We start from the raw sequence: 1,391 nt of genomic DNA on the forward strand, positions 1-1,391 counted from the left end.
AGAGTGCTGGTCTTGTCCGTCGAAGCGATGGCGAGCGAAGGTTCGCTTGGAACGGCGAGGTCAAGCCCGAAGCCGCCGGAGGCGGGGGCGCAAAGCGCCAGGCTTGAGCTTGCTGTGCCAAGCGAACACACTGTTCAGCCAGTTTCGACCCTATGCCACAACACCGCTGGCCATACCGTCAGTCGCTGCCGAGTCCACGGTTCTCTTCGCAGTCTGATTGGTTTTACAGCTGCATTTATGCGTCAGGAGGTCGGCGCCGCTATGTCCCGAGCGCGGTCTGCATCTCTGCAGCCGCAGGAGGAATGGCGCGGTCGCCGGCGCTCGTCCCGGCAGGGACCTCTTACCGCTATCGCAGACAGCGGATCTCCATGTTGGTTGTACCGATTAGGTGATCGCGGTGTGGGGACTCCACTGGAACGCCGTCCCGTCACGCCACATGTGATGCAATATGACCGCCAGTTTCCTTGCCACCGCGACCATTGCCCGTTTGCTTCCCAATCGTTCGATCAATGCGCGTCCCCATTGCTGGAGTGGGGAAGGTCGGGAGCAGCGGCGCAACACAACGCAAGCAGCCTCATAAAGCAAGGTTCGCATAGCTGGGTCACCAGCACGCGAGATACCTCCAGCTCTATCGGTTTCTCCCGACTGGAACCTGCGCGGTGTCAGCCCAAGATATGCGGCAACAGTCCGCGAACGTCTAAACCGGTGTGGATCTTCGACCGTGCTTATGTACGAGAGCGCAACGATCACGCCGACGCCAGGGGCACTCATGAGGCGTTTGGCGATCGGATCGGCGGATGCGCGACGGCACAGCGCACAATCGAAAACAGTGATTTGGTCTTGCAAGGTTTTCAGCGCAATCAGCATTGGTTCGACGATCGTCAGCAGTACCGGATTGTCTTGGATCGCAGCGCGAACGATCCCAATGTAACGCCGTTGACTTCCGATCTTGAGGATCATGCCGAAGGTCTTCAGCAGTCCGCGGACGGTATTCTTGATCTTCAGGGCCGTGCTAACGAGCTGCGCGCGGGCGCTGATCATGGCGCGGACCGCATAGGTATCCATACTCTTGACCAGCACCTGCCGAAACCAGCCGACGCGAACCACCTGGGCGATTCCATGCGCGTCGTTGGCGTCCGTTTTGTTAATCTGGAGCGACAAGGCCGCCTTGGCATGGCGGGCGTCGATGCAAATAACTGGAATTCGGCGCTTCTTCAGCTCGTGGAAGAGCCAGACGGAAAGCATGCCGGTCTCGAGGCCAACGCGCACAGCATTTGGCGCATGCTTGCAGACAACCTGCTCAATCTCGTCAGGCGTCGACGCGCAACATCCTCGCCAAAGCGTCCTACCGGCTTCATCGACTACACAAGCTTTGGTTTCTTCAAGCGACA

General features: G+C 59.2%; 1 protein-coding gene. It reads right to left on the minus strand.

The annotated features are described in order from the left end of the window. Positions 1–384: 384 nt before the first annotated feature. Positions 385–1,391, minus strand: a 1,007-nt coding sequence (locus AC0L3A_RS40595) for an IS110 family RNA-guided transposase (RefSeq protein ID WP_473256565.1), incomplete at its 5' end; no start/stop codon positions are given.

The organism is Bradyrhizobium sp. MI1.3, from assembly GCF_055811695.1.